The sequence below is a fragment of the Duganella vulcania genome (assembly GCF_009857655.1).
Taxonomy (GTDB): domain Bacteria; phylum Pseudomonadota; class Gammaproteobacteria; order Burkholderiales; family Burkholderiaceae_D; genus Rugamonas; species Rugamonas vulcania.
Genome location: NZ_WWCX01000289.1, coordinates 1 through 519, shown reverse-complemented (window position 1 = coordinate 519; position 519 = coordinate 1). Strand labels below are relative to the sequence as shown.

The following is a 519-nucleotide window of genomic DNA, read 5'->3' as shown; positions in this document are numbered from 1 at the left end:
GGCACGGCCGGCGGCAGCAGGCGGCCGGCGTCGTCCGGCATCAGCAGCGTGGCGCGGGCGCGGAAGGCGCGCTGGATGACGCCCTGCGTGATGTCGAAGATCTGCTCGGTCTGCAGCGCGCCGGACAGCTCGCGCGCGAACTCGTACAGCGCGCGCGCGCGCTTCTCGCGGTGCGACGCCACCCGCGCCTGGAAGCGCAGGCCGGCCGTCAGGTGGCCGGTGATCAGGCCCACCGCCAGCATCACCACGAAGGTGACCAGGTACTGGAAGTCCGACACGGCGAAGGTGAAGCGCGGCGGCACGAAGAAGAAGTCGAAGCAGGCCACGCTGACGCAGGTGGCCAGCACCGACGGCCCGCGCCCGTACCGCACCGCCACCAGCACCACCACCAGCAGGAACAGCATGGCGATGTTGGCCAGGTCCAGGTAGGCCAGCAGCGGCGTGGCCAGCAAGGCGGTGGCCAGGCTGGCGCCGCTGGCCGCGAGGTAGCCGACCGCGCGCTTGCGCGCCTGCGCGGCC

1 protein-coding gene is annotated in these 519 nt (G+C 73.0%); it reads right to left on the bottom strand.

What is annotated here, in order from left to right; translation table 11 throughout:
- Positions 1-519: DUF4118 domain-containing protein (locus GTP90_RS36035; RefSeq protein ID WP_161087962.1), on the bottom strand; the 519-nt coding region annotated here is incomplete at both ends.